The sequence below is a fragment of the Oceanobacillus alkalisoli genome, from assembly GCF_021556485.1.
GTDB lineage: Bacteria > Bacillota > Bacilli > Bacillales > Amphibacillaceae > Oceanobacillus > Oceanobacillus alkalisoli.
Map to the genome: position 1 here is coordinate 16,508 of NZ_JAKGBW010000007.1, position 23,580 is coordinate 40,087.

Genomic DNA, 23,580 nt, shown 5'->3' on the forward strand with positions numbered 1-23,580 from the left:
GTATCGTGTCCAGAATGCGGGCAGGAAGTTGATTCAAGAAGCTATACGATGGAATGTGATTATTGTTTGTCAAAAAAGGAAGATTAAATTTTTTTAGCTATATTGTTGTATAACAATATAATTATTTAAAACTATATTATAACAGTTTATTGGGAGAGTGAATTCATGCTTACGAATCAAAGTTCTGTTTCTGTACAAATTGAACACGACCACTCCTTTCCAGAAATCCTAACACCTCAAGCCTTAGCGTTTTTAGGGAAACTGCATGAGCACTTCGATGAACGGCGAAGGAACTTACTCGAAATCAGACAACAAATTCAAGAAAAACTGAATGAAGGAAGACAACTGCAGTTCTTGATAGAAACGAAGCATATCCGTGAAGGTGACTGGACAGTCGGACGTTTGCCGAAAGATTTACAAGATCGCCGGGTTGAAATTACAGGTCCGGTTGATAGGAAGATGATCATCAATGCACTCAACTCAGGAGCAAAGGCATTCATGGCAGATTTTGAAGATGCAACATCTCCAACTTGGGATAACATGATGAACGGGCAAATAAACTTAAAAGATGCTATACGCAGGTCGATTGATTTTGAAGCAGCAAATGGCAAGCGGTATGAACTGGATGAAGAAACTGCTGTCTTAATCGTCAGACCGCGGGGATGGCATTTAGAAGAAAAGCATTTACAGTGCAACGGAAAATTAATGTCTGCCAGTTTAGTAGATTTTGGACTGTATTTGTATCACAATGCAGCAGAACTGATAGCAAGAGGAACAGGTCCGTACTTTTATTTACCGAAAGTCGAGAATCACCTGGAAGCGCGGCTTTGGAATGAGGTTTTTGTTTTTGCGCAAAATGAACTTGGTATTCCACAAGGTACGATTAAGGCAACGGTCCTGATTGAGACAATTACAGCTGCATTTGAAATGGATGAGATTTTATACGAATTACGCGAGCATGCTGCAGGACTAAACTGTGGCCGTTGGGATTACATTTTTAGCTATATTAAAAAGTTTCATCAAGATCAAGACCGGATTCTTCCGGACCGGGCGACTGTAACAATGGAAGTTCCATTCATGCGTTCGTATTCCCAGCTTGCCATCAAAACTTGTCATAAACGAAATGCGATGGCGATCGGTGGCATGGCTGCCCATATCCCGGTGAGAAATAATGAAGCGAAAAATAAAATTGCTTTTGACAAGGTGCGTAAGGATAAAGAGCGGGAAGCACGTGACGGGCATGATGGAACATGGGTTGCTCATCCGGGAATGGTTGAACTTGTAAGAGAAGTCTTCGATGAGATTATGCCGACTCCGAACCAGTTGCATCGTAAGCGGGAAGATGTTGAAGTAACAGCAGAAGATCTTGTCCAGTTGCCTGATGGAGAGATTACGGAAGAAGGGCTTCGGACGAATGTCAATGTTGGAATTCAGTATACGGCTGCATGGCTATCGGGAAGAGGTGCTGTACCAATTAATCATTTAATGGAAGACGCAGCAACCGCAGAAATATCGAGAGCTCAAATTTGGCAATGGATTCGGTATCCAAAAGGGGTACTTTCCGATGGTAAAAAGGTGACATTTGAGTTGGTTGACGAGATTCTTCAGGAAGAACTGGAGAAGATTAAGAAACAGGTAGGGGAAACGGTTTACGAACAAGGGCATTTTACAGAAGCTGCAGAGATTTTTGATTCGTTAGTGAAAGAAGATAAATTTGCAGAATTCTTAACACTACCAGCATACAAACAATTAACGAGGGGGAATCAATAATGTACCAAGAGCGGGCAGAGCAATTACAAAGGGAATGGGAAAATAAGGAACGGTGGTTAGGGATTAGAAGGGAATATTCAGCCGAGGATGTCATCCGGTTGAGAGGTTCCATCGATATGGAGCATACCTTGGCGACTCGTGGGGCAGAAAAATTATGGAACTTAATCAACGAGGAAGATTATATTAATGCATTAGGCGCATTAACTGGAAACCAAGCGGTGCAGCAAGTAAAAGCAGGTCTGAAGGCAATATATTTAAGTGGTTGGCAAGTAGCAGCAGATGCGAACCTGTCAGGTGAAATGTATCCGGATCAGAGCTTGTACCCAGCAAATAGTGTGCCGCATGTTGTGAAGCGAATTAACCAGGCATTACAGCGTGCCGACCAAATCCATTACTCGGAAGGGGACTCTGAGATAGATTGGTTTGCCCCGATTGTGGCGGATGCTGAGGCCGGATTCGGCGGGCAGTTAAACGTGTTTGAGTTGATGAAAGGAATGATTGAGTCAGGTGCTTCAGGAGTGCACTTTGAGGATCAATTATCTTCCGAGAAAAAGTGTGGACACTTGGGCGGGAAAGTGTTACTTCCTACACAAACGGCAGTTAAAAACTTGATTGCTGCCCGATTTGCTGCAGATGTTATGGGAACACCAACGCTCATTATTGCTCGTACCGATGCGAATGCCGCTGATATGATTACGAGTGATGTTGATCCAACAGACGCACCATTTATTACAGGTGAAAGGACATCGGAAGGATTTTTCCGGACAAAAGCGGGACTGGATCAAGCAATTGCACGGGGCTTGGCTTACGCACCTTATGCAGACCTAATCTGGTGTGAAACGTCAGAGCCGGATATGGAAGAAGCACGTCGTTTCGCTGAAGCAATCCATGAACAATATCCGGATAAACTGCTAGCTTATAATTGTTCACCGTCATTTAACTGGAAACGGAAATTGTCAGATGAGGAAATTGCTAATTTCCAGCGGGAACTTGGGAAGATGGGTTATAAGTTCCAGTTTGTGACACTAGCAGGTTTCCATGCATTGAATCACAGCATGTTTGAACTGGCAAGAAAATACAAAGATGAAGGTATGGCGGCTTATTCTGAATTGCAGCAAGCAGAATTTGCTAGCGAAATCCATGGTTACAGCGCAACAAGACATCAGCGTGAAGTTGGAACAGGTTACTTTGATGAAGTAGCACAAGTCATTTCAAGAGGAGACTCTTCAACAACCGCACTTGCAGGATCAACAGAAGCAGAACAATTTACAAGTTGATTGGAGAGCGGGACAGCAGGGTCAGAGGAACCGTCCCAGTGGGACATTTCCTCTGACCCTGCTGTTCCGACTTCATTTACCTTCCTGTTACAGCTTGACGTAACCGGGTTTTTAGGTTATAATATATTTAATTAAACATATTTGAATTTGTTGAAATAGATGATTAATTAAATAATATATGGGGGTAAATGAATGGTCACACTTTACGTCACACCTAGCTGTACTTCCTGTAGAAAAGCAAGAAAATGGTTTCAGGAGAATAATATTCCTTTTATTGAAAGAAATATTATGTCTGACCCGGTAACAAGGGATGAAATCAAAGAAATTTTACGCTTGACGGATAATGGTACGGAGGAAATTATTTCTACCCGTTCAAAAGCTTTCCAACAATTAAAACCTGATTTGGAAAAATTAACATTACAGGATTTATTGACATTAATTGAAGAAAATCCAGGAATCTTAAAACGCCCAATCATGTTTGATGATAAACGTCTCCAGGTCGGATATAACGGGGACGAAATCCGTAGTTTCTTACCACGTTCGGTAAGAGAATTCAACTTGCAGGAAATGCAAAAGATGATTAACTAAACATATTCAATATAAATGAAGTGCTATTTCTCGAACAACCGAGGGATAGCACTTTTTTGATTTGTTTTATACAATCAATCTGAAAGAATTTTTAATACATGCAACTTTTCATCATCTGCCTGCATCTTAGTAATAAGGGGGAGGGAGCAAGTTGAACCTAGTCGACAGGTTAAAAAGAAAAGAGGAAGCTGCTTTACTCGAACTCATGAATCAATATGGGGACTATTTGCTCCGAATGGCTTATCTATTAATCAACGATTATCAGCGTGCAGAGGAGGCAGTGCAGGATGCCTTTATTTCTGCATTTGAAAAAATAAATCAGCTGGAAAAGGAAGAGTATCTGAAGAGCTGGCTGACAACAATAACGATTAATCGTTGCCGCCAGCAAATGCGCAAATGGAGTTTTAAGCATATTTTCCCAGATATAAAAACAGTCGAATACATCAAACAAGCGGATATGGCGGATAGTCCGGAAACGGATATATTGGCAATTGAGCAGAACAAGAATCTGACGGCTGCCATTCATTCATTGGATTATAAATATAGGGAAGTTATCACATTATTTTATTTTAACGAATTGAAGCTTGCAGAAATTACTGCCTTGACCAATATAAAGGAAAATACCATCAAGTCACGATTGAAGCGAGCAAAAAAATTGTTAAGGAACTATTTACTAGAGGAGGAGGATGCACATAATGGAGGAAAAAAATCAGATGAAGAATCGATTAGATGAGGAACTTGAAAATATTCGGTTTACAAAACAAGCAGATGTGTTGAAAAAAGTTTACCGGCCAACGTGGAAAGATAAGCTTCTTCTACTATGGAATAAAGAGATCAGCATCCCAATTCTTCCGGTGAGTTCAGCCATCGTCATCCTTTTGTTCGGGTATGGATTTTTCACCATTTCCGAGTTCAATAACCAGGAAGAATACCCGCATGAAACAATTGAAATCGGCGGTAGTACGTATTGGAAAGCAGAAATAGAGAGAAGGCTTGCGAATGAGGAATAACATAACGTTAAAAGTAAAACATTTGATTATGATTATTACAGGTGTTTTTATCCTTCTTCCCCTCGCCAGTATTTATCTGATGCCGCAACTCGAACTCGGACTAGTAAAGTATAAACATGCGAATGGAAGTGGGCTTGGAAAAGATAAAATTCTCGAACTATTGGAAGACAAGATTCTGCCGAGTCAAAAATATCATCTGATTGAAGAGTATTTCTTAACTGGGGAATGGATGGATGACTATGCAATCTATGTCGGACCCTCCATGACGACAAGCGTGGCTGCGGATCGCGATTGGCCGCTCATCAGCTGGGAAGAAAAGCAACCATATATTGAGGACTATCTAGAAAATGGGCCTCTTAACGGGTATTTGGAAACAGCAGTGGTCGAACTTGCTTATGAAGCAGTACGGGAAGAAGATGACGCTAGACTTCAAGAAATCTATCATCGCGCAGTCGAACGTTTGGAAAAGTCGGAGCACTCCTATATAATCCCCGAGCTAAAGTTTTCGTTTATAAAACTCCACCTGCAAGCTGGGAATCTAGCTGAAGCGAAAACTCTATTAGAGCATTTTGAAGTTCCGGATCACGCGTATGCCAAGGCGCAAAAGGAGCAATATGAAGCACTCCTTTTATTGGGGAATGGGCAGTTGGAAGAAGCTTTAGAAACGGTTCAACAAGGTTTGGAAGAATATATAGCTGCATGGGAAAGAGAAGGACAGGAGGATCCGGTAGAACAGACCGGTGTTTATGAAGAGATGAAGAAATTGGAAAACCACTTGCTAAGTGGGATTCCTGCACATGGTGTGGCAGAGGTTCGGAAGGTTTCAGGAAATATGAGCAGACAGGACGGGACCCCGATTAAGGAAGCTGGTGTATTTCTTAGGGATGCAGCCGATGTTAATAGCTCAATTCGTCCCGATGAATGGTATCAGACAACGACAGATGCTGCTGGAAATTATGAATTCGCGGGAGTCATACCGGGAGATTATCAAGTGTTTGCCGGTTTCCAAGTGGAGCAGATTGATGGCTATTTTTGGCCGGTTGAGATGAATGACTGGGTGCGAATTGATGGTACAGAAAATGTCCAATACGATATCACGCTTGCCCCGCTGCTGGAAGTGAACGCTCCTGCAAACGAAGCAATATTGGAAGAGGAAACGATTGATTTTAGCTGGGAAGCGGTTGAAGGGGCGGCTTATTACATGCTTGATTTTCATATAGAAGAAAGTGAAGTTTCTTATGGAATGAGCTGGGATAGAAAAGTGGAAGGAAACCAACTTTCATTACCTGTAGAGAGTCTTTATAATATCTATTTAAACGTTCTTTTGGATATCGCGGAAACGAAAAATGATTATTTCAACCCGGCAACGATGCTGGGCTTTGAAAATCCAGAGGGACATTATTCCTGGAATGTGAAAGCTTTTGATAAAAATGGAAATCTAATCACACAGAGTAATGGATACCGGTTAGCGGAAGAAACAATCGGAAATCTGCCGACCATGTATTTAAAACAACGTGAGCTAACAGCGGAAGATGAATTGCTGCTTGCGGGTGAATTGGAACAGGCACTTGACGGTTACCACAGCGTTTTAACATCCAATCCAGAGGACTTGCATAGTCTTCGGATGGTTGCGCGGTTGATCGGGATTGAAGCGGACGGGAGCTTCAGTACCACGCAGAAACTACAGCAACCTTATTATGAACAACTAGCAGGGCTTACGGCAGATCCAATTTATATCGACCAGATATTACGTTTCTATTACGAGGAAAGCGATTGGGAGCAATTTGAGAAATGGTATCAGAAGTATAAGCGGTCTTTAAAAGAAACGATCGACCCGCATACAAAAAGTATCCATGCTAATGCCCTTTTATTTCAAGGGGAATACGAGGCAGCTGCGGATCTCCACATGGAAGCACTGCAGGAAGGAAGCGGCCACCATAATATCGGAAATCTTTTGGCACTGGAAATTTATCTTGGTACTGATTTAGATGAAGTATACGATTTAGCGAGGCAATATCCTTATATGGAATATACGACTGGTAATGTCGGTGTAGTGGATTGGAGTGTTCTAATTTCTGATATAAAAAAAGCGGTGAATGAGCATACTCGGGTTATCGATATTTTGCATGAAGGTCTGAGATTCTTTTTTAAAGAGCAGGGTGCAAAGCTTGAGGAATGGAAGGAACAAACAGAACAAGCTCCTCTTACTAAATTTATCCATGCTTTAGAAGAAGTGAATTAAATAAAGCGTGAGGCAGTTATCCCGCCTCACGCTTTTTTTTACTATATAACATACCAATAAATACAAATGAAATGGAACAAGCTGCCGAATAGGATGAAAATATGGAAAATCTCGTGGAAGCCCCAATTTTTAAAGCGGAGAAATTCTGGTTTGAAACCATAAATGATTCCGCCGATTGTATAGGCGATACCGCCAAGGATGAGATAGACCATTCCACCTGTACCAAGTGCCGGTGCTAATTCTCCAGTGAAAAAGATAACGAGCCAGCCCATTAAAAGATAAATCATGGTGGAAAGCCATCTTGGTGAAGTGAACCATGTCAGTTTGAAGATGACACCAAGAATCGCCAGGCCATTGGTGACAGCAAATAGAGTCCAGCCTAATGTGTTATTCAATGCAATGATACATAAAGGGGTGTAGGTTCCAGCAATTAAGACGAAAATCATCGAATGATCAATCCGCTGCAGCCAAGCTATCACCTTATCTTTTGCAATGACCATGTGATACGTTGCAGATGCCGAATAAAGTAAAATCATGCTGACTCCAAAGATAATGACAGCTGTCAAGCCGATTATAGAATACCCTTCAGTGACGGCCTTTATAATCATTGCTACTAGTCCAAATATAGCAAGAACTGCACCTGCCCAATGTGTCAGGCTGTTAATCGGTTCTCTAATGTACTGATTCAACTGGAAAACCCCTTTCGATATTACAAGTAGTTTTTAAAACTATGTGTTAGTGTTATAATAATTTTATAACATAGTTTATAGTGTTCAGTCAACCGCTGATGCTGAAAATGTGGAGGAATTTAGATATGGAAAACAATTTAGAAAACTTGCTGCGACAGTTACAGCTGGATACAAGACTATCCAGCCATGATATACCTAACCTGGATTTGTATATGGACCAGGTCATCCAATTATTTGAAAAAAAGTATGAAAAAACGAAACGGACAACAGATGAAAAGATTTTAACGAAAACAATGATTAATAATTATTCCAAGGGGAAATTATTTTTCCCGATAAAAAATAAAAAATACTCCCCGGAACATGTTATGCTCATTGATTTGATTTATGAGATGAAGACGATTCTTGCAATCCGGGATATTAAGACAACACTTGAATCATTGAATGAACAAATGATGGAAGAGACTTTTAATCTCGAATCATTATATGAATCCTTTTTAAAGCTTTCGAGAAATAATCTCGAACGTTTTCATGAGGATAGCAGGGAAATAGTGGAAGACGTGGATGCCGAGCAGCTTAGTGACAGCTATTTGAATAAGGTGTTGCTCATTCTATCCTTTGTTAATATGAGCAATTATTATCGCCGATCCGCTGAAGCATTAGTTGATGAGATTGTAGGTAAGGAATTGAAAAAGGACTAAGCTTAATCGCTTATGATAAAATGAAGGAAAAAGAGTGAGGAGAATGACATTGGCTACTTATCCAAACATTTCTGAGACGAAAAACTTAATTAAGCAACTTGTTTCGATTCCAAGTCCATCTGGGAATACTGATAACGTAATTTCCTTTATTGAAGATGTTTTGAATGACTTACAGATTGAACATAAGCGAAATAAAAAAGGTGGATTAATAGCGACAATTCCGGGCGAAAATGAAAAGGAGCATCGTATGCTTACTGCCCATGTTGACACGTTAGGTGCGATGGTGAAAGAAATTAAGCGTGACGGTCGGCTCCGTTTAGATTTAATTGGCGGTTTTACGTATCACTCGATTGATGGAGAGTATTGTGAAATTGAAACGTCTGCTGGGACAATCTTCACTGGGACGATTTTACATCATGAGACATCTGTACACGTCTATAAAAATGCGCGGGACGCTAAACGTAATCAAGAAAATATGGAAGTGCGGATTGATGCCAAGGTAGAAAACGCAGAAGACGTGCGGGCGCTTGGCATTGAGGTAGGAGATTTTGTTTCATTTGATCCTCGGGTTGAAATAACGGAGAATGGTTTCATTAAGTCACGTCACTTGGACGATAAAGCAAGTGTTGCGATGCTTATTCAGTTAATGAAACGAATCAAAGATGAAAAACTTAGTCTTCCTTATACAACTCATTTTCTGATTTCCAATAATGAAGAAATCGGTTATGGAGGAAATTCCAATATTCCACCGGAGACGGTCGAATATTTAGCAGTTGATATGGGGGCAATGGGAGACGGTCAATCAACGGATGAGTACACGGTTTCTATCTGTGTGAAAGATGCCAGCGGCCCGTACCATTATGGGCTGCGCAAGAATTTAACTGCATTAGCTGAAGAAAATCATATCGGCTATAAGCTCGATATTTATCCCTATTATGGATCTGATGCATCGGCAGCAATCCGGAGCGGACACGATATCATCCATGGCCTCATCGGCCCGGGGATCGACGCCTCCCACGCATACGAACGCACCCATGAAGACTCCCTGAAAAATACCGAACAATTACTCTACCACTATATCCAAACCAAACAAGTGGACATATAACCGGGACACGAGGGTCAGAGCATTTGTCCCAGTGGGACATTGGGGACGGAGGCATTGTCCCATTTCATGTTCGAATAAGGAAAGTAGGTATAAAAGATGAAATTAAGTATTCTTGATCAAGTCCCTATTCCGAATGGCAAAACTGCAAAAGAAGCACTGGAAGCGACCATCGATCTCGCTGTTGCGGCGGACAAGTTAGGGTTTCACCGCTATTGGATTGCCGAGCACCATGACTTCACAGGATTAGCAAGCCCTGCACCAGATATCATCCTTGGTATTATCGGTTCAAAAACGCAGCGCATTCGCATCGGTTCCGGCGCAGTTCTTTTACCAAACTATAAACCATACCAGATTGCGGAGAGGTATAATTTGCTCGCCACGCTATATCCGGGAAGAGTTGACCTTGGACTTGGACGTGCGCCGGGTGGGTCAGCGGAAGCATCAATCGCGCTTGTAGATAATTTTCTTGAGCAGGTGAAAAACTATCCAGAAAAACTGGATGAATTACTCCATTTCTTGAACCGTGATTTTCCTGAAGAACATCTTTTTTCCAAGGTTTCCGCCCGACCCGTTCCGAAAGAGCAACCAGTTCCATGGCTACTTGGCACGAGTAAGAAAAGTGCCGTGTTGGCGCTCGAGAAAGGTTTGCCCTATGTGTTTGGTGATTTTATGAGTGAAGCAGATGGCGCATCAATTGTGCGGGGTTATTTTGAAAATTTTCAAGAAGGAGAGCCACAAGCAATTGTTACGGTGAATGTTATTTGTGCGGAGACGACAGAGGAGGCGGAAAGGCTTGCGAAAAGCAATCAAGTTTGGAAATTGATGCAGGCTAAAGGAGAGGGGAATGGAAAAGTACCTTCCATCCTTGATGTAAATGAATATACATTTACAGATGAAGACCTCGAATCTTTACATCAATCGGATTACCGTCAAATCAACGGAACGCCGGATACAATCCGGAAATCGCTTGAGTCACTACGTGAAGAATATGGGACGGACGAGTTTATGATTCTTACAATCACCCATGATTTTGCCGCCCGTAAAAAATCATATGAATTGATTGCACGCGAATTTGGATTATAACTTCTAAGTTCAAGATAGTTTGCATATTTCTATAGTATATAGAATGCTTGGACAAGCAGGGGTACTCTAAATCCATTTAAAAACCAGGAGGTAGGCATGCAAAGCTGGGTCACATATATAATGGAGAAATTCGGCTATCTAGGCATATTTCTCATGATGACGTTAGAAAATTTATTTCCGCCCATCCCTTCTGAGATTGTTCTTCCATTTGGAGGGTTCATGACTACATATACGAGCTTGACGGTAATTGGGGTCATGATAGCAGCGACATTAGGTTCGGTTATCGGTGCGATGATATTATATAGCATCGGCCTCCTGATTGACGTGGAACGCTTGGAGAGGATTGTCGAACGCTACGGCCATATTCTTCGGATTGAAAAAGCAGATATCCATAAAGCAGACGCTTGGTTCGATAAATTTGGATATTGGACGGTGTTTTTCTGTCGGATGGTACCGCTCATTCGCAGTCTTATCTCTATTCCGGCCGGGATGTCAAATATGAAATTCTCTGTATTTCTCCTCTTAACGATGCTAGGAACATTGATTTGGAATGCAATCCTTGTATCAGTTGGTGTCCTCCTAGGTGAGAACTGGGAATCCATTTTAGTATTTATGGACGTGTATTCGATAATTGTTTATTTGCTTCTTGGAGTTGGGCTCATCTTGGTGGCATATTTATATATAAAGAAAAGAAGAAAATAAAAAGGAATGGCGCTATGCCGTTCTTTTTTTATGCACTTTTTTAGGTTCGTATAGCTGGGACATTTACACTGACCCCATGTTTCGGACGCAGTGGGACAAACACTCTGACCCTACGCTCCACTTGGTCTTAGTCAAAATACGTCTGGGGGCTTAGTTGAATTTATGTCTGGGGCCGATTATCAGGTTTTGGTTTTCACGGTAAGATGGAATCAAGATCAAGAAAGGAGGCTGTCACATGAAGAAATTTTTACTCTTTATTGGAGGTTTAATTGCATTTTTCGTGTTGCTTGCCAATATTGGACCAATGATTATTTTAGGGTTGAGTCTCTGGTTGTTGTATATTGTGTTTAAAAAGTTTGTTACAAGTGACAGGGTAGCAGCTAAGATCGGCTGGATTGTTGTTGGATTGCTCGTGTTAAGCATCAGCTTGTCGAACATCTACGCAATTATCGGTGTCGCAGCTGTTTATGTATTGTATCTGATTTATAAAAGCTGGAAGGAAGAACCGGTTGTCCACACCATGGAGGATGACGATCCATTTACGAATTTTGAACGTGAATGGGCAGACTTAAACCGCTAAATCTAATAAAAGGAGAGAATGTGTTATGACAACAAATATTTTTACACGTATCATGGATAATATTTCTGCAGACTTGCATCATTTAATGGATAAGAAAGAGGAAAAGAACCCAGTTGCTGCTTTAAATCAATATTTACGTCAAAGCGAGCAGGAAAAAGAAAAGGTTCGAAAAATGATTGAACGTCAGTATAAGTTAAAGGATGAGTTTTCCCGCGAATATTTAAAAGCTCAAGACTTGGCAGACAAACGGAAGAAACAAGCCGAAATTGCGGAGAAAGCCGGCGAAACCGATTTATATGAATTTGCGGTGAAAGAGTATGAAGAATATGAAAAGCGAGCTGCCCGCTTAAAACAAAGCAGGGAAGAAACAATTGAACAGCTTATTGCACTTGAGAATAAATATGAAGAAATGAAACACCGCTTGAAAGATATGCATATGCGCCGGATGGAATTAATGGGAAGAGAAAATATTGCAAGAGCAAATCAACAAATGAACCAAGTTATTGATGATGTATCCGATAAACCATTTGCGAAATTCGCTGAACTCGAGCAATACATCGAGAATTTGGAGTACAAGGTGAATAGTTCCTATTATAAGAGCACATTCGACAGTAAGATTGCTAAACTGGAAAAAGAATTACAAGGAAAAGAAAATGCACAATAAGATGCGATAACGATCAAGGAAAATGATATACTAAGTAGGCGTAGATGATCTCTGCGCCTTAAACTATTGAAATTAAAGGAGGGGGACTTTCATGTTCAAGCAAATACCGACAAAATCATATAACTGGATTCTGATTATTGGTATCCTCCTTCTTGTGGCTGAATTTGTATTTTCCTTTGGAGGGACAATTATACCTGCCATTATTTGCGGATTTTTTGTTTACGTCAGCTGGAAGAGCTTTGACACCCTCTGGGGAAAAATTGTTTTTTGGCTTAGTCTCATTGGTTTAATCTTTTCGATACTTAGTCTGATGGCAGTAAGATTCCTTATTATCGCAGCAATTGTTATTTTTGCGATGAGATACTATGATTCCACGAAAAGAACGGATCGGGTCTATCCGAAACTGCCGGATGCAGATGCACTGAAGGAACCGCTTAGTCGTGTGGAACCATTATTTAATCACACAGCATTTGATGATCAATTCACAGAAGAAACCGCTTATCAGTGGAAGGACGTGAATATACACGGACTGTTTGGTGACAAGGTGATCGATTTAAGTAACACGGTTATTCCTGACGATACGGCGATAATTTCGATTCGCCACGGGTTAGGAAATATTGAAATATATGTACCTTATGAAGTGGAAGTGAGCATCCATCATAGTGCTGTTTTCGGCAATGCTCTTATATTCCACGAAAGTCATGAAAAACTGTTTAATAAATCGATTTTTTATCAAACAGCGGGTTATGATACGGCAACAACAAGAGTTAAAGTCGTCACCTCGTTATTTTCTGGAGATATTGAGGTGAAGCGCATATGAGTACGATTATCCGCCATATTCTTACCGGAATCCTATTTAGTATTTTACTGACAGTGGCCATAATTACGCTTTTATTCACTGTATTCTCGCTGGGTAGTTATACAGTTTTATGGGAAACGGAGATTGGCAATGTTTCATTTTTAATCTGGCTAGCCGGTTTCGTATTGGTAGGAGGGACGATTTTTGGGATATCGACCGGTTGGTATTGGAGACAACGGCTGCATCGGATTGAACGGAAGCTTGATCGGTTAAGTAAAGGCCAACGACTTGATGAGGAAAAAGAACCATATCATGAATTGAAAGCAATTGAAAAACGCTTAGAACTCATTCAATCCCGTATCGACCAACAGACGGAAAATGCGCAAAAAATTGCAACGGAGCGGGCAGAAGAACGAGAAAAGAGTTTACAAGAGATCGTTGTCCAAGAAAGAAACCGGCTTGCCCGGGAGTTACATGATTCTGTCAGTCAACAGCTTTTTGCCGCGTCAATGATGATCTCAGCAATAAACTTGCAAAACTTCCCTGAAAACGACGAAATGAAAAGGAAATTGCAACTCGTGGAGAAAATGCTGCAGCAATCTCAGCTTGAAATGCGGGCACTTCTACTACATCTGCGCCCGGTTGCATTAAAAGGGAAAACCCTTGTTCAAGGGGTGGAAGAATTACTTGTCGAAATGCAGCAGAAAGTTTCTATGGATATAACATGGACAGCAGAAGAACTTGCCGTTGATAAAGGAATTGAAGATCAGCTCTTTCGAATTATTCAAGAAGCAATGTCGAATACGCTGCGCCATGCGAGAGCTACAAGTTTTCATGTACTCCTGATTAAACGAGATGAAACGGTAATTTTGCGTATTTCAGATGATGGGATAGGTTTCGATATGGAACAGGTGCATACTGGTTCTTATGGACTCCATAATATGCGGGAACGAGCATATGAAATTGGTGGTACGTTCAAAATTGTCAGTTTACCAAATCAAGGTACGAAGCTTGAAGTAAAAGTTCCACTGCCTGCAGTGGCGAGTCAAGAAGAAAGAGTATCCGTTAGGAAAGAAAGTGAGGAAGAACGATGATAACAGTATTATTTGCCGATGATCACGAAATGGTGCGAATTGGTGTAGCATCTTACCTGTCTGCGCAACCGGATATTGAAGTGGTAGCAGAAGCGGACGACGGGGAACCGGCTGTCAAGCTAGCACTGGAGCTGAAACCTGATATCATTTTAATGGACTTGGTGATGAAGCGGATGGATGGAATTGAAGCAACAAAGCAAATCCTTGCCGAGTGGCCAGAAGCGAAGATTATCATCGTTACAAGCTTCCTCGATGATGAAAAAGTATACCCCGCTCTCGAAGCAGGTGCAAAAAGCTACTTGCTGAAAACTTCAAAAGCGGACAAAATAGCTGACGCAATCCGTTCGACTCACGCGGGCCAATCGATTCTGGAACCAGAAGTAACAGGGAAATTAATGAACAAGATGCGCAGTCCACAAGAAGAAGCACTGCATGAGCAATTGACAGAACGAGAAAGAGAAGTATTACTTCTTCTTGCAGCCGGAAAAACGAATCAAGAAATTGCTGAAGAATTATTTATTGCAACGAAGACCGTGAAAGTTCACGTCAGTAATATTTTGGCGAAATTGGAAGTACAAGATCGAACTCAGGCAGTGATTTATGCATTCCAGCACAATCTTGTTTAATTTTTAAATAATACTTATTTTAATGAATTTCATAATACGTATTTAATGCTTCACCATCACCATATGTAGTTGAGTTAGTTCGTTCCCAACTACATATGGTGATGGAAAAGCCGACTTTGGTAATTATGAAATTCATTCATTTCTGTTCTAGTAAAAATAAGTCTAAACATGTAGTATTCCCAAGGAGTATTGCGTGTTTTTTGCTTTTTAGGAAATATTTTGTCATTAATTGAAACATAATTGTAATATAACGATAACACGACTGCAATTTTTCGGTGTTACAATACCATTGGAATTGAAAATAATACATAATATAAATTTATGACACGAATTTGCAGGCGGCTTTCACGAACATACATAAAAAGATGCAATAGTAGTGAGGAAGTGGGGAGCGAGAAATTGAAGAAGACCTTAGTGACGATGGCTACTGTAACAGTGGTCGGTTTAAGCAGTGTGTTTTTTACTGATCATGCATCAGCAGAATCAATTGATGACTTGAAGGACAAACAAACGCAAATTCAAGATGAAAGAGAAACGATTAAAGCTAACCTATCTGACGCAGAAGCGGAGATTGCTGATTTATTAATAGACCTAGATAAATTGAACGATGAAATTGACCGCGTGAATAAAGCGCTTGACGAAAACAAAGCAACAATGGTGAAAAATGAAAAATCCATTACGGAAACAGAAGAACGAGTGGACGAGCTCGAAGCAGAAATCAAAGAACTTGAAGAAGCGATTGAAAAACGCTTCGACATTTTAAAAGAACGTGCAGTAGCTTACCAAAAGAATGGTGGTAACATTTCTTATCTGGAAGTGTTATTCGGCTCGCAAAACTTCATGGATTTCATCAGCCGTGTAAGTGCAATTAACAAAATTACCGATTCTGATGCCGAATTAATGGAACAAATCGACGCGGATAAAGTTCAAGTCGAAGAGAAACAAGAAGAGGTAATTGCAAAGCTTGATGAATTAAAAGAAATGCGTGTAGAGCTTGAAGGAATGGAGAAAACAATCAAGTCTCAACAAGCGCAAAATAAAGATAAAAAAGCAAAAATTAAAGATAAAGAAGCTGCACTCGTTGCAAAAGTAGAAGATCTTGAAGTAAAAGACAGTGAGCTAGCTTCTCTTGAAAGAGATGTAAGACAAAACATTGATGAATTAACACAACCTGCACCTGAAGTGCGCGTTGCAAGTAATGACACAAATGCAGGCAGCTCAAAAAATAATAATTCTACCAGCAATAAATCAACTAACAATAACTTATCAACAGTTTCAAAAGAAGAGTCGAAGTCAAACAATTCATCTTCTTCTCGACCAGCAGCATCCGGTGGTATTCAGACTGCAATGAACGCTGGATTCGCTCACCTCGGCACTCCATATGTATGGGGAGGTAAAGGACCAGGCGGGTTTGACTGTTCTGGATTCGTATCTTGGGCATTCGGCCAAGGCGGGATTTCCGTACCGTCAAGCACTGGAGGACTAGCAGGAGTTGGTACGAAAGTTTCTGCAAGTAACATGCAACCAGGAGACATCGTGTTCTTCAATACTTATAAAACAAACGGTCACGTAGGTATATACCTTGGTGGCGGTAAGTTTATCGGTGCACAGAACTCTACAGGTCTTGCAGTAGCAGACATGTCTAGCGGGTACTGGGCAGACAAGTTTAACGGCCATGTGCGCAGCGTAAGATAATAATAAACAATTCATAAAATCCATCCTACAGGGTGGATTTTTTCGTGTTTTTATTAAATTTTAAAAAATAAAATCATCCATATAGACGGGTATGGCTGTATATATTATAATAAAATGGAGCCAATAATACTTAACAATCTCGAAATTAAATGAAATCTATTTGTACTTAGGAGGTGAAGTTCCTATTGCTTATGCATAGGAACACTAATTGGACGTATTGCCCATAATCAACTTACTTGCAGTTGCTGTACTAATTGCTTTAACCGCATTTTTTGTAATGGCGGAATTTGCAATTGTAAAAATAAGAAGTACACAACTTGAACCACACATCGAAGTGGGGAAAAAATCCGCAATTGCTGCGAAGAGAGTAATTACCCACTTGGATGAATATTTATCAGCGTGTCAGCTTGGAATAACAATCACCGCATTAGGGATTGGACGACTGGCAGAACCGACATTTGAGAAAATGCTCCATCCAGTCATTTCATATTTTAATATTAGTACTGGAATGGTTACAACGATAGCAATTGTGATTTCCTTTTTAATTGCAACTTTTCTTCATGTTGTAATTGGAGAACTTGCACCAAAGACGATTGCTATTCAAAAGGCGGAGCAGGTTACTTTATTTATTGCAAGGCCTCTCGTTTGGTTCTATCGTTTACTTTACCCGTTCATTTGGCTTTTAAACGGTACAGCTCGCTTGATTATCCGCGCGATGGGCTTCAAGCCAATCAGCAGCCATGAGGAGACACATACGGAAGAAGAGCTTCGTTTAATTCTTGCTGACAGTTATAAAAGTGGTGAAATTAATCAAGCAGAAATGATGTATGTTAACAACATTTTTGAATTTGATGAGCGAGTAGCAAGGGAAATCATGGTACCTCGGACAGAAATGGTATATTTCTTAAGAAAAGATAGTTTAGAGTCGAATTTAGATGTCATCCTTGATGGACAGTATACGAGATACCCAGTTGCAGATGAGGACAAAGATAATATTATTGGCTTAGTCAACTTAAAAGAAATCCTTAGCGGGTATCATCAGGATAAAAATGTTACAACGAATCAGTTTATCCGACCGATTCTCCACGTATCGGAAGCAACACCAATCAAACAAGTCCTGCTCAAAATGCAGAAAGAACGCATCCATATGGCTATCGTGAATGATGAATATGGAGGAACAGCAGGTTTAATAACGGTTGAAGATATTTTAGAAGAGATTGTCGGCGATATCCGTGATGAATTTGATGAAGATGAGATACCTGACGTGCAGGAAGTAAATGATAAAACCGTCATCGTTTCGGGAAAGCTTCATTTGGAAGATGTGAAGCAAATTCTTGGCATCGAACTGGATGATGATGAGGTCGATACGATCGGTGGGTGGATGTTTACAACCAATCTTGACGCACAGGAAGGTGTTATTATTGAATATAAAGACCATCGTTTCGTAATAGAGGAAATGGATGGTTATCAGATTAAAAAAGTAAAGATTATCAAACCATAAGGGTTCATATAGAAAGTGGGCATTTTGCCCGCTTTTTTTGTTCTCTTTTGTAGCTGTTATATGTTTAACTACCTCCTGTTAAGGATAAATACTAGCAGAAGAATTTATCTTTTCTATTAGGAGGCGACCTGAGTGAGTCTTACGATTACGGAAACAATCAATTGGCTTAAGGATGTGCGGAAAGAAGGATCGAATAAAGTATTCACGATGTATTTGAACACGGACAGATCAGACCCGAATCAGCAAGGTGGAGAATGGAAGATCCATTTGAAGAACGGAATGAGGAACTTTGAAACATACTTACAACAAGATGACAATAAAGAAGAACTAGCTAACTTTAAAAAAGTGAAAAAGAAAGCGATGGATTTTATAAAGGAAAATGAACTACATTTCCAGCGTGGTATTATTATTTATGCTACAGCAGATGATGATATTTGGTTTGCGAAGTGTGTGCAAATGCGGTTGGAGGATAAATTTTATTGGCAAGAAACACCGGAAATTAATCAGCTTATTGAATTGAAGGAAAGATATCCGAAGCTTGGTATCATTCTTGTACAACAGAATCAAATTAAAGTGATTGATTCAGAGACGAATCGAATTATGGACACGACATATTTCGAACTTGATGTAGCTACAGAAGATTGGAGAATAAAGCAGGGGCCAAGACGTCCGTCTACTGCAGGGGCCGGTGGTCCTAATGTTCAAAAAGATAGTTTGGAGTCAAGATTTTCAGCCAATCAGCATCGCTGGTATAAAAAGATTGCTCCGAAATTAGATAAAATAGCGAAAGATAACCAATGGGAACGGCTTTACATGGTTGGAGAAGGGGATAGTACGAAAGATCTCGAGAAACTCATGCATCGTCCAATCGACGCTGTTTTACAAAAAAATATGCTTGACCATGAAGAAACAAAAGTGCTGGATGAGGTGTTGGCATAAAAATAAGAAGAGGCGGATCTATCCCGCCTCTTCTTATTTTTTAGAACTTATTCTTCAGATAAGTATTTTGCATTTACATAACCGGTGAATTCATCAGTCGTTACTTTGACCCATTCATCACCACGGTCTTCCACTTCAACTTGTTGGTCCATTATAAGCACACCGACCAAATCATAATCAATCCCAGGTCCACTTCTTGCGTTTAACGTTTCGACTTGTACGGTTCTTGTTGAGGTCGATACTTCCACGTCCTCGGCATCTTCTGTGCTGTCTTCATCGGACTCGTCTTCAGTTACAACTGAACCAACAGCTCCAGCTACTGCATCCGTTTCATCATCCGATTCGCTCTCTTCATCTGATGTGACGCTCTCAGTATCTGTTTGCGGAGTTGGCATAGAAGCAAAGTCAGGATTTGTAAATTTCTGTTGCATGATGCCGACGAAAACGATGAAGGCAAGTGCAACGATTGTAAGAATAACTGCAATAAAAGCTTTCGTTCTTTTCATCTCATAAACTCCTAAATTATAATATCTAGTAGTAGTATACACGAATTAAACGAAAAAGTCTTTTATTACTTACTCTTCGCAGCATGAACAGCTGTATATACTTTTGTAATCGAGAGAAGTGACGGATTGCTTTCATTCAGCGTAGGTGCAACTTTCTCATGAGGGTCCGCAGTCCAGACACCTCTCGCACCTGCTGAGCCTCCTCGGGCTAACGTCCTGCGGGGTCTCACCAAGCCTATCCTCGGCAGGAGTCTCGAGGTGTCTGGCCTGCTCCCCGGAAAGGCCAAATTTGGATTACTGTTTAATATTCCAGAGGTATAATCTTTATCGTGACGAAATAATTTCTATTTAAAATAATCATCTATACCAGTTCAGTTGCCCGGAGGACGGTGACTCCTACGGGAAAACCACGTGTCCAGACCTGAGCAGGAAGCGGTTTTCTTCCGAGGCAGACTAAGAACGCCACGTCCTATGGCAACGTCTGCATTAGCACGTCCTTTGCGTCGAGGCTGAGGCCGTGCCCAAGGATGCGCACCCGTCCTCCGGGTAACTGAACGGCGATTAGTGCTCTAAATTAGTGAACAAGCAAAACACTTACGCTGAATGAAAGTAATCAGCAGTTCATGCAAAAAACTTTTGTTGAGTTAGTTATTTAAGCGACTTGGCACCCGGGGCAGAGACCGTAGATTTCGAATTTATGATCTTCAATCATGTAATCTTTTAGTTTATTTTCTACTTCATCCATCGGGCAAATATTAATTTCTTTTGTCCTACCGCAATTACTGCAGATGAAATGATGATGGTGGTGAGTCGCACATTTCATCCGAAAGTGTTTTTCTCCATTTAACTCCGTACTTTCCAAAATTTTCATCTCGTCGTATAGATGTAAATTCCGGTACACAGTGTCAAAACTGATACCTCCATATTTCTCTTCCATAAACTGATGCAGCTCTTTTGCAGTCCGATACCCATCCGCTTCTTCAAAAAAGGTTAAAATATCTTTCCTGCGCCCAGTTGATTTATATCCGCTTTTCCTTAGCATTTCCATTGCTTTTTTTAAATTCATTAGGCTTCCCTCATTTCTTGTTGTGATTTCCGACTCCGTTTAAACCCGATTGCAAGCAATAAAATGGTGACGGCAATCATGACAATTGTTCCACCTGGCGGGATACTTAAATAATATCCGCTTATAATACCAATAATAACAGATATTTCGCCAAACAAAATAGATAAAAACAACATTTGTTTAAACCCTTTCGCAATTCGCATTGCAGCAGCAACTGGAAGCGTCATGAGGGCAGATACGAGTAATACTCCGACAATGCGCATGGAAGCCGCAATAACAAGGGAAGTTAATACAATAAATAGCAAGTGGATATGTTTTGTATGAATGCCTGATATTGTTGCATGTTCCTCATCAAAGGAAAGAGTAAGCAGTTCCTTATAGAAAAAGGTGACGACCGCAACAACAATAATAAATATAATAAAAATCAGTAAAAAGTCACTTTGACTAACAGCTGAAACCGAACCAAATAAATATCCGAATAAATCTGTATTAAATCCATTTGCTATCGATATGAAAATCACACTTAAGCCGACACCTGCAGATAAGATAATCGGAATCGCCAACTCTTGATACGTTTTATAGACTGTACGCAGCTTTTCAATAAAGATGGAGCCGACTACAGAAAAGAACATCCCACTGTATAGGGGAGAGAAGGTGATAAGAAATAATTTTTCCATCATTAATCCAAACGCAATCCCCGCAAGCGTAACATGTGATAAAGCATCTGCAATTAAGGAAAGACGGCGGACGACTATAAAGGTTCCGAGTAATGGGGCTATTATTCCGATTAATAGTCCGGTTAGAAATGTATATCGTAAAAATTCATAGTTAAAAAAATCTGCTAGCATAATATTCCTCCATTACGAATGATGGGCAATCGTCGAGACGGGATGTCCGTAAAATAATGACAAATCTTTATCAGAAAGGGAGCAATATTCCTCTGGATTACCGTGGAAATGCAATGTTTTATTTAAACAGACAACATCTGTCGCATAGTCCGTCATAATTCCGGTATCGTGGGTAACTAATAGAATCGTTATTTGCTGTTCCTTATTCAATTTGTGCAGTAATTCATAGAATCGTTTTACGTTTTCTTGGTCGACTCCAACTGTTGGCTCATCCAGAATCAATAATTCAGGATCGCTAACAAGTGCTCTTGCGATAAACACTCGCTGCTGCTGACCACCGGAAAGGTTGCCGATATTTTCAGAGGAGAAATCGCTCATATCGACCAACTCGATTGCCCGTAAAATAGTTTGTTTATCTTTCTTGCTTAAAAACTTAAAGTAGCCAAGCTTTGCCGTAAGACCGGTTGAAACGACTTCAAATACGGTGGCTGGAAAACCTGTATTGAAACTATTCGCTTTCTGCGAGACGAAACCAATTTTATCTCTTTTCCGGAAAGTCTCGAGCGATTCACCAAATAAAGTTACATTGCCTTCATCGGGTTTAAGTAATCCGAGAATCAATTTAATAAGTGTTGTTTTTCCGCCACCATTCGGGCCAACGAGCCCCATAAATTTGCCTTTTGGTAATTCAAAATCAATTCCATCAAGGATTAGTTTATTTTGATAGGCAAAACTGACATTCTGCATCGTTATGATTGGTTCTTTCATGGAAACACATCCTTTTTAGTTCATTGCTTCATTGAGAACTTCCAAATTATCCCTCATAATGGAGAAGTAGTTCCGATTTTCTGTAATGTCTTCATCTGTTAGCACCGCCAGATTATGAATCATCAATGCTTCTGCACCAACTTCATTTTGTATCACTTCAGACACGCGGGTTGTAACATTTTGTTCGAATATAATATGGTTGATATTATTTTCTTTAGCTGTATCTACAATTGCAATTAAGTCTTTCTGGGAAGGTTCGTTTTCAGTGGAAAGGCCGTGAATCGAAACTTGTTCAATCCCGTATCGTTCTTCCCAATAACCGAATGCAGCGTGGGTGACGAGTATCTTTTTATTTGTCTTCGTATCAAGTAATTCGGTGAACTCCTTGTCCACTTTTTCTAGTTCTGCTTTAAGATCTGTTAAATTTTCATTAAAGCGTTCTTGCTCATCTGGATATAGTTCACTTAATTCATCATAAATGATCTCAGCAATTTGAGTCATTCGTATCGGATCAAGCCAAATATGTGGATCTTTATCTCCGTGATGATGGTCATGATCTTCATGGTCGTCATGATTTTCTTTTTCATCAGCTAAGAATAATGATTCATGTTTGCCAATTTCAAATAAGTTTACCCTTTCATCTTCCAAGGCGCCGGCAGCAGTACTTGCTAATGCTTCCAGCCCAGCACCGATATAAAAGAATGCATCTCCTTCCGCAATCTCTGTCAGATCTTTAGCGGTAGGTTCGTACGTATGCTCATCCACACCTGGCGGATAAACAGAATGAACTTCGACCGCATCCCCAGCAATTTCTTCCACGATAAACTGTAAAGGATAAATTGTTGTATAGATGGTGCCGTTAGAATGATCTGTATCATTTTTTGTGCCACAACTTGCTAAAATGAATAATAATAATAAAAAGCTAAAAATACGTTTTAAAACTTTCAATCAACATCCTCCTATCCATTGACTTCCTTCATATATACTTCTTATCTATAAAATCACCATTCGTTTCCTGAACAACCAAATAATCTTTGAAAAATTAAACTCGTACGCTCTCAACCAGCGTAAGTGATCCGGCTCGTTCACTTGAAATGCTCTCTAGTCGCCGTTCAGTTGCCCGGTGGACGGATGCGCATCCTTGGGCACGGCTGGACCCTCCTCGAGCTGCCGCCCTGCGGGGTCTCCAGACTCGTGCTGTTCCCGCAGGAGTCACCGTCCACCGGGCAACTGAACTGGGAGAGATGATTATTTTAAAGATAAATTATTCCGCCACCATAAGGATTATACTTTTCCGGTACATTAAACAGTGATTCCAAGATGGCCTTTC

24 protein-coding genes are annotated in these 23,580 nt (G+C 40.4%); 18 read left to right on the forward strand and 6 right to left on the reverse strand.

The annotated features are described in order from the left end of the window. Positions 1-165: 165 nt before the first annotated feature. From aceB to LZD48_RS08650, 6 genes are all read left to right on the forward strand, one after another. Positions 166-1,770 carry a malate synthase A gene (gene aceB / locus LZD48_RS08625; protein ID WP_235762327.1) on the forward strand — a complete coding sequence of 535 codons (1,605 nt, stop codon included), beginning with the start codon at positions 166-168 and terminating at the stop codon, positions 1,768-1,770. Then, the gene (gene aceA / locus LZD48_RS08630; RefSeq protein ID WP_235762328.1) at positions 1,770-3,047 is read left to right on the forward strand and encodes an isocitrate lyase; all 1,278 of its coding nucleotides are present in this window, start codon (positions 1,770-1,772) and stop codon (positions 3,045-3,047) included. Before aceB ends, aceA begins: the two co-directional genes overlap by 1 nt. A 192-nt stretch (positions 3,048-3,239) precedes the next feature. Then, positions 3,240-3,635, forward strand: a complete 396-nt coding sequence (gene spxA, locus LZD48_RS08635; protein WP_235762329.1) for a transcriptional regulator SpxA — start codon at positions 3,240-3,242, stop codon at positions 3,633-3,635. Positions 3,636-3,786: 151 nt separating this feature from the next. Continuing rightward, positions 3,787-4,368, forward strand: coding sequence for an RNA polymerase sigma factor (locus LZD48_RS08640; protein WP_235762330.1), 582 nt, complete (start codon positions 3,787-3,789; stop codon positions 4,366-4,368). Further along, on the forward strand, positions 4,331-4,645 hold the full coding sequence (locus LZD48_RS08645) for a hypothetical protein (protein ID WP_235762331.1): 315 nt from the start codon (positions 4,331-4,333) through the stop codon (positions 4,643-4,645). The genes LZD48_RS08640 and LZD48_RS08645 overlap by 38 nt, the downstream gene beginning before the upstream one ends. Beyond that, positions 4,635-6,887: a carboxypeptidase-like regulatory domain-containing protein gene (locus LZD48_RS08650; protein WP_235762332.1), complete on the forward strand. Its 2,253-nt coding sequence runs from the start codon at positions 4,635-4,637 to the stop codon at positions 6,885-6,887. The genes LZD48_RS08645 and LZD48_RS08650 overlap by 11 nt, the downstream gene beginning before the upstream one ends. A 41-nt stretch (positions 6,888-6,928) precedes the next feature. Here the strand turns inward: LZD48_RS08650 and trhA are convergent, their stop codons facing one another. Further along, the gene (trhA, locus tag LZD48_RS08655; protein ID WP_235762333.1) at positions 6,929-7,576 is read right to left on the reverse strand and encodes a PAQR family membrane homeostasis protein TrhA; all 648 of its coding nucleotides are present in this window, start codon (positions 7,574-7,576) and stop codon (positions 6,929-6,931) included. A 125-nt stretch (positions 7,577-7,701) separates the two neighbouring features. Here trhA and LZD48_RS08660 point away from each other — a divergent pair, with 125 nt between their 5' ends. The 12 genes from LZD48_RS08660 (at position 7,702) to LZD48_RS08715 (ending at position 19,062) form a co-directional block, all read left to right on the forward strand. Next, positions 7,702-8,274 (forward strand): DUF1836 domain-containing protein, encoded by a 573-nt coding sequence (locus tag LZD48_RS08660; protein ID WP_235762334.1) that lies wholly within the window; start codon positions 7,702-7,704, stop codon positions 8,272-8,274. A 49-nt stretch (positions 8,275-8,323) separates the two neighbouring features. Continuing rightward, complete coding sequence (locus tag LZD48_RS08665; protein ID WP_235762335.1) at positions 8,324-9,379, forward strand: M42 family metallopeptidase; 1,056 nt, start codon at positions 8,324-8,326, stop codon at positions 9,377-9,379. 96 nt (positions 9,380-9,475) lie between these two features. Then, positions 9,476-10,462, forward strand: coding sequence for an LLM class flavin-dependent oxidoreductase (locus tag LZD48_RS08670; protein ID WP_235762336.1), 987 nt, complete (start codon positions 9,476-9,478; stop codon positions 10,460-10,462). Positions 10,463-10,558: 96 nt separating this feature from the next. Beyond that, on the forward strand, positions 10,559-11,164 hold the full coding sequence (locus tag LZD48_RS08675) for a DedA family protein (protein WP_235762337.1): 606 nt from the start codon (positions 10,559-10,561) through the stop codon (positions 11,162-11,164). A gap of 235 nt (positions 11,165-11,399) precedes the next feature. Beyond that, positions 11,400-11,744: a lmo0954 family membrane protein gene (locus LZD48_RS08680; RefSeq protein WP_235762338.1), complete on the forward strand. Its 345-nt coding sequence runs from the start codon at positions 11,400-11,402 to the stop codon at positions 11,742-11,744. 25 nt (positions 11,745-11,769) lie between these two features. Next, on the forward strand, positions 11,770-12,408 hold the full coding sequence (locus LZD48_RS08685; RefSeq protein ID WP_235762339.1) for a PspA/IM30 family protein: 639 nt from the start codon (positions 11,770-11,772) through the stop codon (positions 12,406-12,408). Positions 12,409-12,499: 91 nt separating this feature from the next. Further along, the gene (liaF, locus tag LZD48_RS08690; RefSeq protein WP_235762340.1) at positions 12,500-13,228 is read left to right on the forward strand and encodes a cell wall-active antibiotics response protein LiaF; all 729 of its coding nucleotides are present in this window, start codon (positions 12,500-12,502) and stop codon (positions 13,226-13,228) included. Next, on the forward strand, positions 13,225-14,301 hold the full coding sequence (locus tag LZD48_RS08695) for a sensor histidine kinase (protein WP_235762341.1): 1,077 nt from the start codon (positions 13,225-13,227) through the stop codon (positions 14,299-14,301). The genes liaF and LZD48_RS08695 overlap by 4 nt, the downstream gene beginning before the upstream one ends. Next, entirely contained in the window at positions 14,298-14,927 is a 630-nt protein-coding gene (locus tag LZD48_RS08700; protein ID WP_235762342.1) for a response regulator, read from the forward strand. Before LZD48_RS08695 ends, LZD48_RS08700 begins: the two co-directional genes overlap by 4 nt. Positions 14,928-15,326: 399 nt before the next feature. Continuing rightward, positions 15,327-16,622, forward strand: coding sequence for a C40 family peptidase (locus tag LZD48_RS08705; protein ID WP_235762343.1), 1,296 nt, complete (start codon positions 15,327-15,329; stop codon positions 16,620-16,622). Positions 16,623-16,830: 208 nt separating this feature from the next. Then, positions 16,831-18,123, forward strand: coding sequence for a hemolysin family protein (locus tag LZD48_RS08710; RefSeq protein ID WP_235762344.1), 1,293 nt, complete (start codon positions 16,831-16,833; stop codon positions 18,121-18,123). 132 nt (positions 18,124-18,255) lie between these two features. After that, entirely contained in the window at positions 18,256-19,062 is an 807-nt protein-coding gene (locus LZD48_RS08715) for a VLRF1 family aeRF1-type release factor (protein WP_235762345.1), read from the forward strand. 47 nt (positions 19,063-19,109) lie between these two features. On the opposite strand, the gene LZD48_RS08720 is transcribed toward LZD48_RS08715, so the two are convergent. The 5 genes from LZD48_RS08720 to LZD48_RS08740 form a co-directional block, all read right to left on the reverse strand. Continuing rightward, on the reverse strand, positions 19,110-19,568 hold the full coding sequence (locus tag LZD48_RS08720; RefSeq protein WP_235762346.1) for an SH3 domain-containing protein: 459 nt from the start codon (positions 19,566-19,568) through the stop codon (positions 19,110-19,112). Between the two features lie 652 nt (positions 19,569-20,220). Next, on the reverse strand, positions 20,221-20,634 hold the full coding sequence (locus LZD48_RS08725) for a Fur family transcriptional regulator (protein ID WP_235762347.1): 414 nt from the start codon (positions 20,632-20,634) through the stop codon (positions 20,221-20,223). Beyond that, complete coding sequence (locus tag LZD48_RS08730) at positions 20,634-21,482, reverse strand: metal ABC transporter permease (RefSeq protein WP_235762348.1); 849 nt, start codon at positions 21,480-21,482, stop codon at positions 20,634-20,636. Before LZD48_RS08730 ends, LZD48_RS08725 begins: the two co-directional genes overlap by 1 nt. A gap of 12 nt (positions 21,483-21,494) precedes the next feature. Then, positions 21,495-22,250: a metal ABC transporter ATP-binding protein gene (locus tag LZD48_RS08735; RefSeq protein ID WP_235762349.1), complete on the reverse strand. Its 756-nt coding sequence runs from the start codon at positions 22,248-22,250 to the stop codon at positions 21,495-21,497. A gap of 15 nt (positions 22,251-22,265) precedes the next feature. Further along, positions 22,266-23,198, reverse strand: coding sequence for a metal ABC transporter solute-binding protein, Zn/Mn family (locus tag LZD48_RS08740; RefSeq protein WP_235762350.1), 933 nt, complete (start codon positions 23,196-23,198; stop codon positions 22,266-22,268). Between the last annotated feature and the right edge of the window lie 382 nt (positions 23,199-23,580).